Raw genomic sequence first — 7,791 nt, forward strand, 5'->3', positions numbered from 1 at the left:
AGGCGGGCGGGGGGGGGGCGGGGGGGCGCGCCCGGTGGGCCCTCCGGCGGCCCCGGCGGCTGGCCCGGTGAGCGGCCCCGGTGGCACCGGCCGTGGCTCGGGGTCAGGCGCCCGGGCACTAGGCTGAGCGGCTTAGGCCCTGCCTGGAGCGACCGCCCACCAAGGGCCGGCCGCTCCTGGGCCGGCCCGGGCGGCACGCTGCTCGGCGGCCGCACCGTGCCCCTGAGCAGGAAGGTTCCACCGTGAGCTGGTCCGGATCCCCGGCCCTCCTCCCCAGCGCCACCGACGACCCCACCCCGGTGCTGCGACTGCCGACCAGTGCCGGCGACGTCTCGAACAGCGCCAGACAGGCGACCGGCTGGCTGGGCGCCAACTGGCAGAACTGGCTGGAGGGCGGGCTGCGGATCATCCTGATCGTGCTGCTGGCCCTGGTGCTGCGGGCGGTGGTGCGCAAGCTGATCTCGCAGTTCATACACCGGATGACCCGCGAGCCGGAGGGCGACCTGGAGGCCACCAGCCGGCTCGGCGGGCTGCTGGTCAACACCGAGCGCCGCCAGCAGCGCTCGGCGGCGATCGGCTCGGTGCTGCGCAGCGTCGCCTCGTTCAGCATCATGGGCACGGCCGCGCTGATGGTGCTCTCGGCGCTCGGCGTCAACCTGGCCCCGCTGCTGGCCAGCGCCGGGGTGGCGGGCGTGGCGATCGGTTTCGGCGCGCGCAACCTGGTGACCGACTTCCTCTCCGGGGTCTTCATGATCATGGAGGACCAGTACGGCGTGGGGGACGAGATCGACACCGGGGTGGCCACCGGGACCGTGCTGGAGGTCGGCCTGCGGGTGACCAAGCTGCGCGGCGCGAACGGCGAGATCTGGTACATCCGCAACGGCGAGGTGAAGCGGATCGCCAACATGAGCCAGGGCTGGTCGACCGCGACCGTGGACGTCCAGGTGGGCTACCGGGAGAACCTGGGCCGGGTCGAGTCGCTGATCCTGCAGACCGCCGAGGACTTCGCCAAGCAGAGCCCGTGGGACGAGCTGCTCTGGGACCCGGTGCGGGTGCTGGGCGTGGAGTCGGTGGCCGCGGACGCGGTGGTGCTGCGGGTGGAGGCGCGCACCATGCCCGGCAAGGCGGCGCTGGTGACCCGCGGGCTGCGCCAGCGGCTGAAGTACGTCTTCGACGACGAGGGCATCAAGCTCAAGGAGGAGGCGGTCGCGCTCTCCCCCGCCGCCGGCGCCGCGGTGGAGGCGCTCGCGCCCTCCGCGCTCGCCGATCCCGCCTCGGCCCGCTCGATGGCCACCCGGCCGATCCCGCCGCCCACCCCGGAGGAGCAGCAGGTGCTCGGCAAGCTGCCGTAGCCCCGACCGGCCTCCCGTCCGCCACCACCCCCTCTCCACCGCCCCGCCCGGACCACCGCGTCCGGTACCACCGCGCAGACGCGCGCGGCACCCGCAGCCCCGCCCCCGCCACCCGGCGGAGTGCGGGGCTGCGTCGTGTCCGGTAACGGATCCGCATCCAGTGCCCGACGGGTCATTGACACTCTCCGGGCGCGCGACCTACCGTCCTCTCAGCGATTGGAAACTTTACTAACAATCCCCGAGCGACACCCACCGCCCCGCCGGTTCCCACCTGCGTGGCAGTCGCCGCCCCCGACGGAGGAGGATCAGCACGTGACCGACACCACCCGCCCCTCCGCCGCCACCCCGCCCACCTCCGGACCCGCCACCGCCCCGCGCCCCGGCACTCCCAGCCGGCTGCGGGCGATCAACGACCGGGCCGCGCTCGACCTGCTGCTGGAGCACGGCCCGCTCTCCCGGACCCGGATCGGCACCCTGACCGGGCTCTCCAAGCCGACCGCCTCCCAGCTGCTGGCCCGGCTGGAGGCCGCCCAACTGGTCGTGCCGGTGGGCACCACGCTGGGCGGACCGGGCCCCAACGCGCAGCTGTACCAGGTGAATCCGGCCGCCGGTTACGTGGCCGGGATGGACGTGACGCGCAGCCACATTCGGTTCGCCGTCGCCGACATCACCGGGCGCACGCTGGCCGAGCACCTGCTGCCCACCCCCGGCCGGCAGGCCTCGGGGACCGTACGGCGGGTCGCCGACGGGCTCGCCGAGACCCTGCGGCAGGCAGGCCTCCAGCCGGGCTGCCTGCGGGAGATCACCATCGGCACCCCCGGCGCGCTGGACCCCAACACCAACAAGCTGCGCTACGCCTCGCACCTGCCCGGCTGGCACTCCCCGGGCCTGCCGGCCGAGCTCCAGGAGGCCCTGGGCGCGCCGGTGGCCATCGAGAACGACGTCAACCTGGCCGCCGTCGCCGAGCGGGTGCTCGGATCGGCGCGCGACTGCGAGGACTTCGTGCTCTTCTGGGCCGAGGAGGGCGTGGGTGCGGCCATCGTGATCGGCGGACGGCTGCACCGCGGCTTCACCGGTGGCGCGGGCGAGGTCGGCTACATGCCGGTGCCCGGGGCGCCGGTGGTGCGCCACGCCCGCCGCGAGCAGTCCGGCGGCTTCCAGGAGCTGGCCGGCGCCAACGCGGTCCTGGCGCTCGCCAAGCAGCACGGCCTGGGTGCCCGCACGGCCGAGGCGGCCATCGCCCGGGCGCTGGGGACCCCCGGCGCGGGTGAGGAGTTCCTCGCCGTGCTGGCCCACCGGCTGGCCACCGGGCTGGCCGCGATCGTGGCCGTGATCGACCCCGAACTGGTGGTGCTCTCCGGCGGTACGCCCACCGCCGGCGGCGAGCGGCTGCGCGAGCTCGTCCAGGAGGAGCTCACCGGCCTGGCCGTGCCCCGCCCGGTGCTGCGCAACAGCACGGTGCCCGGCTCGCCCGTGCTGCACGGCGCCCTGCAGCGCGCCCTGACCGCCGCCCGGGAGACGGTCTTCACCACCGCCTGACGCCACCCGCCGGACCGCACCTGTCCCAGGCCACCCGCCCGACCGCACCTGTCCGACCGTCCGACCGCACCGCCTGACAGCACCCCGCTCTCCCCGCTCACCGTTCCCCCTATTCCCCACCGGGGCCGACGGGCGATGACGCCTGCCCCCGCACCCCCCAGGAGGACTCTCGTGACCAGCACCCGCACCCCCGGAAGATCCCGCCGCGCGGCCGCGGCCCTCGCCCTGAGCGCCTCGGTGGCACTGCTGGCCGGCGCCTGCACCGGCACCAACAGCGCCGGCGGCGCGGGCGACGGCTCGGCGTCCGGCAAGGACGTCACCATCACCTTCTGGCACGGCTGGAGCCAGGACAACGAGACCAAGGCGATCAACGACAACATCGCCGCCTTCGAGAAGCTGCACCCGAACATCCACGTCAACGTGGTCGCCAACATCGCCGACGACAAGAGCGAGCAGGCGCTGCGGGCCGGCGGCCCCGACGCCCCCGACGTGGTCTCCTCCTTCACCACCGACAACGTCGGCAAGTTCTGCGCCTCCAAGGTCTGGACCGACCTGACCCCGTTCCTCAAGCAGGACGGCATAGACCCGGTGGCGACGTTCCCCTCCGCGATGCTGAAGTACAGCCAGTTCCAGGGCGACCAGTGCTCGCTGCCGCTGCTGGGCGACGCGTACGGGCTCTACTACAACAAGAAGGCGTTCGCCGCGGCCGGCATCACCGCCCCGCCCAAGACCCTCAGCGAGTTCGACGCCGACGCGGTCAAGCTGACCGTCGCGAGCGGCGACGGCTACCAGCAGCTCGGCTTCCTGCCGAACTACCACGGCTACGAGTCCTCCCCCGCGCACTACCTCGGGCAGTGGGGCACCGGGTACTTCGGCGCCGACGGCAAGTCCGCGCTGGCCGGCGACCCGACCGTCTCCGCGATGCTGACCTGGCAGAAGAACCTGATCGGCCAGCTGGGCGGCTTCGACAAGCTGGAGAAGTTCCGGACCACCTTCGGCGACGAGTTCAGCGCCAAGAACCCGTTCGAGACCGGCCAGGTGGCGATGGCGATCGACGGCGAGTGGCGCACCGCCTCGCTGGCCGACGACAAGCCCGACATCGACTGGGCGACCGCGCCGTTCCCGGTGCCGGACGCGCTGGCCGCCACCTACGGGCGCGGCTACCAGACCGGCACCATCATCGGCATCGCGCAGGGCAGCAAGAAGCAGGCCGCCGCCTGGCAGTTGGTGAAGTACCTGACCACCGACACGGACGCCGTGGTGAGCTTCGCCAACGCCATCCACAACGTGCCCAGCACCAACGCGGCGCTCAACTCGCCCAAGCTGGACGCCGATCCGAACTTCAAGACGTTCCTGGACGTGGCCCGCAACGCCAACTCCAGCACCACGCCCGCCAGTATCAACGGCGGCGCGTACCAGGTGAGCCTGCAGAACTTCGCCTACGACGTGGAGAGCGGCAAGCAGAGCGACCTGGCGGCCGGCCTCGCGGCCACCGACAAGGAGATCAACGCCGCCATCGACCAGGCGAAGTGACGTCCCGATGGCACTGCTCGACTCCACCCTCCCGCCGGCGCTCGCCCCGCAGCGCGCGCTGCGCCGCAAGCGCCGGCGGGAGCGGGCCCGCACACTGGCCTTCCTGTCGCCCTGGCTGATCGGCTTCGGCTTCTTCTTCCTCTACCCGCTGGTCTCCACCGTGTACTTCTCCTTCATGAAGTACGACGGCTTCACCGCCCCCGTCTTCACCGGGCTGAAGAACTGGGACTACGTCTTCAACCACTACCCGTTCTTCTGGCAGGGCCTGCGCAACACGCTCTGGCTGGTGGTGGTGATGGTCACCCTGCGGGTGGCCTTCGGGCTGGGGGTGGGCCTGCTGATCACCAAGGTGAAGACCGGGGCGGGCTTCTTCCGCACCGCCTTCTACCTGCCCTACCTGGCGCCGCCGGTGGCCGCCACCATCGCCTTCGCCTTCCTGCTCAACCCCGGGACCGGGCCGGTCAACCACTTCCTGGGCGAGCTGGGGCTGCCGCAGCCCGGCTGGTTCACCGACCCGACCTGGTCGAAGCCGGCGCTGAGCCTGCTGGCCATGTGGGGCGTGGGCGACCTCATGGTGATCTTCATGGCGGCGCTGCTGGACGTCCCGCGCGAGCAGTACGAGGCGGCCGAGCTGGACGGCGCCGGCCCCTGGCAGAAGTTCCGCTTCGTGACCTTCCCCAACATCTCGCCCATCGTGATGTTCGCGGTGGTCACCGGGGTGATCCAGACCATGCAGTACTACACCCAGGCGATCGTGGCCGGGAAGGTCGCCAGCGGCGTGGTCGGCGGCTCCGGGCAGCAGTTCGAGCCCGGCTACCCGCACGGTTCCACCTGGACCCTGCCGCAGATGGTCTACAGCCTCGGCTTCCAGCGCTTCGACACGGGGTCGGCCTGCGTGGTGGCGCTGGTGCTCTTCGGGCTCTCGATGGCCTTCACCTCCCTGCTGCTGCGCCGTCGGGCCGGCTTCCTGTCGAGTGAGGACTGACCCATGGCCCTGAGCCTGACCCCCACCGGACGCACCGCCGCCGAGTCCGGCCCGGTGCCGGCCCGCACCGCCGCCGCCCGGGTGGCCCGGCGCCGCGCCGCGCTGCACTGGCTGGCCGTGCACTCGACCGCGGTGGCCGCCGCGCTCTTCTTCCTGCTGCCGTTCGTCTTCGTCTTCCTGACCTCGGTGATGACCGACAAGCAGGCGCTGACCTCGGACTTCTGGCCGCAGCACTGGCAGTGGGCCAACTACGCCAAGGTCTGGCGGACCCCCGGGTTCCTCACCTGGTGGCGCAACACCCTGCTCTACGCGGGCCTGGGCACGGTGCTCACCGTGGTCTCCAGCGTGCCGGTCGCCTACGCGCTGGCCCGCTTCCGCTTCCGCGGGCGCAACCTGGCCCTGATGGCGGTCATCTCGATGATGATGCTGCCGCCGCAGGTGACGGTGATCCCGATGTACCTGTTCTGGGCCAAGCAGTTGCACCTGACCGGCACGCTCTGGCCGCTGATCATCCCGATGGCCTTCGGCGACGCCTTCACCATCTTCCTGCTGCGGCAGTTCCTGCTGACCATCCCCAAGGAGTACGTGGAGGCGGCCCGGATCGACGGCTGCGGGGAGCTGCGGACCCTGCTGCGGGTGATCCTGCCGATGGCCAGGCCCGCCATCGCGGCCGTCGCGCTCTTCCAGTTCTTCTACTGCTGGAACGACTACTTCGGGCCGCAGATCTACTCCAGCGAGAACCCCGGCGCCTGGACGCTCTCCTACGGCCTGGAGTCCTTCAAGGGCGCGCACCACACCAACTGGAACCTCACCATGGCGGCGACGCTGCTGGTCATGGCGCCGGTCATCGTTCTCTTCTTCTTCGCGCAAAAGGCCTTCATCGAAGGCGTGACACTGACAGGGGTCAAGGGCTGATGTCTCTCAAGCTCGCCATCGTCGGCGGCGGTTCCACCTACACGCCCGAACTCATCGACGGCTTCGCCCGGTTGCGCGACAGCCTGCCGATCGGCGAACTGGTGCTGATCGACCCGGCGGCCGACCGCCTGGAGCTGGTCGGCGGCCTGGCCCGGCGGATCTTCGCCAAGCAGGGCCACCCGGCCCGGGTCACCACCACCACCGACGTGGACGCCGGGGTGGCCGGCGCGGACGCGGTGCTGCTGCAACTGCGGGTCGGCGGGCAGGCGGCCCGTGGCGAGGACGAGAGCTGGCCGCTGGAGTGCGGCTGCGTGGGCCAGGAGACCACCGGCGCGGGCGGGTTGGCGAAGGCGCTGCGCACCGTCCCGGTGGTCCTGGACATCGCCGAGCGGGTCCGCCGGGCCAACCCGCAGGCCTGGATCGTGGACTTCACCAACCCGGTCGGGATCGTCACCCGGGCGCTGCAGAACGCCGGCCACAAGGCGGTCGGGCTCTGCAACGTGGCCATCGGCTTCCAGCGCAAGTTCGCCCGGCACCTGGGCGTGGCACCGGAGTTGATCCGGCTCGACCACGTCGGCCTGAACCACCTGAGCTGGGAGCGCGGGGTCACCCTGCTGGACGCGCCGGGCGCCGCGGGCGGCCGCGAGGTGCTGCCGGAGCTGCTCGGCGGCTTCGGCCCGGAGATCGCCGAGGACCTGCACCTGCCGCTGCCGGTGATCCGCCGGCTCGGCGTGGTGCCCTCCTACTACCTGCGCTACTTCTACCAGCACGACGTGGTGGTCGAGGAGTTGCGGGCGAGCGGCTCGCGCGCCTCGCAGGTGGCCGAGATCGAGCGGCAGTTGCTGGAGATGTACGCGGACCCGGCGCTGGACACCAAGCCCGAGCTGCTCGCCCAGCGCGGCGGGGCCTTCTACTCCGAGGCGGCGGTGCAGCTGATCGCCGCACTGCTGGGCACCGGGGCCACGCCCGGCGCCGGGGTGGACGTACAGGTGGTGAACACCCGCAACGACGGGATCCTGCCCTTCCTGCCCGACGACGCGGTGATCGAGGTGCCGGCCGAGGTGGACGCCGACGGCGTGCGCCCGCTGCCGCAGCGCGCCGTGGAGCCGCTCTTCGCCGGCCTGATCGCGAACGTGACGGCCTACGAGCAGCTCGCCCTGGAGGCCGCGCTCAAGGGCGGCCGGGACCGGGTCTTCGACGCCCTGCTGGCGCACCCGCTGGTCGGCCAGATCGAGCTGGCCGACCAGCTGACGGACCGCCTGCTCGCGCACAACCGTGCGCATCTGGCCTGGGCCTGAGCACCGCTCCGCAGCACGACACCCCGGCCGGGACGGCCCGGGGCCACGCACGAGTCCGGGGAGTCCGGGGAACCGATGGACCACCACCAGTTGGAACCAGCAGAGCAGAGCGCCGGCAGCGGCCGGGCCGACACCGGGCCGGCCGGCGCCGGCGCCCGGTCGGGGGGGG

General features: G+C 72.3%; 6 protein-coding genes. All 6 read left to right on the forward strand.

What is annotated here, in order from left to right; genetic code table 11:
- Positions 1 to 242: 242 nt before the first annotated feature.
- The gene (locus ABD323_RS02015) at positions 243 to 1,352 is read left to right on the forward strand and encodes a mechanosensitive ion channel family protein (RefSeq protein ID WP_425555829.1); all 1,110 of its coding nucleotides are present in this window, start codon (positions 243 to 245) and stop codon (positions 1,350 to 1,352) included.
- A gap of 312 nt (positions 1,353 to 1,664) precedes the next feature.
- Positions 1,665 to 2,891 (forward strand): ROK family transcriptional regulator, encoded by a 1,227-nt coding sequence (locus ABD323_RS02020; RefSeq protein ID WP_425555830.1) that lies wholly within the window; start codon positions 1,665 to 1,667, stop codon positions 2,889 to 2,891.
- 171 nt (positions 2,892 to 3,062) lie between these two features.
- Positions 3,063 to 4,424: an extracellular solute-binding protein gene (locus tag ABD323_RS02025; RefSeq protein WP_344438266.1), complete on the forward strand. Its 1,362-nt coding sequence runs from the start codon at positions 3,063 to 3,065 to the stop codon at positions 4,422 to 4,424.
- Between the two features lie 7 nt (positions 4,425 to 4,431).
- The gene (locus ABD323_RS02030) at positions 4,432 to 5,409 is read left to right on the forward strand and encodes a carbohydrate ABC transporter permease (protein WP_344438268.1); all 978 of its coding nucleotides are present in this window, start codon (positions 4,432 to 4,434) and stop codon (positions 5,407 to 5,409) included.
- Positions 5,410 to 5,412: 3 nt separating this feature from the next.
- The gene (locus ABD323_RS02035; protein ID WP_344438270.1) at positions 5,413 to 6,324 is read left to right on the forward strand and encodes a carbohydrate ABC transporter permease; all 912 of its coding nucleotides are present in this window, start codon (positions 5,413 to 5,415) and stop codon (positions 6,322 to 6,324) included.
- Positions 6,324 to 7,622, forward strand: a complete 1,299-nt coding sequence (locus ABD323_RS02040) for a 6-phospho-beta-glucosidase (protein ID WP_344438272.1) — start codon at positions 6,324 to 6,326, stop codon at positions 7,620 to 7,622. The genes ABD323_RS02035 and ABD323_RS02040 overlap by 1 nt, the downstream gene beginning before the upstream one ends.
- The last annotated feature ends 169 nt before the right edge of the window (positions 7,623 to 7,791 follow it).

It is taken from the genome of Kitasatospora nipponensis (assembly GCF_039528135.1).
In the GTDB taxonomy this organism is placed as follows: Bacteria; Actinomycetota; Actinomycetes; order Streptomycetales; family Streptomycetaceae; genus Kitasatospora; species Kitasatospora nipponensis.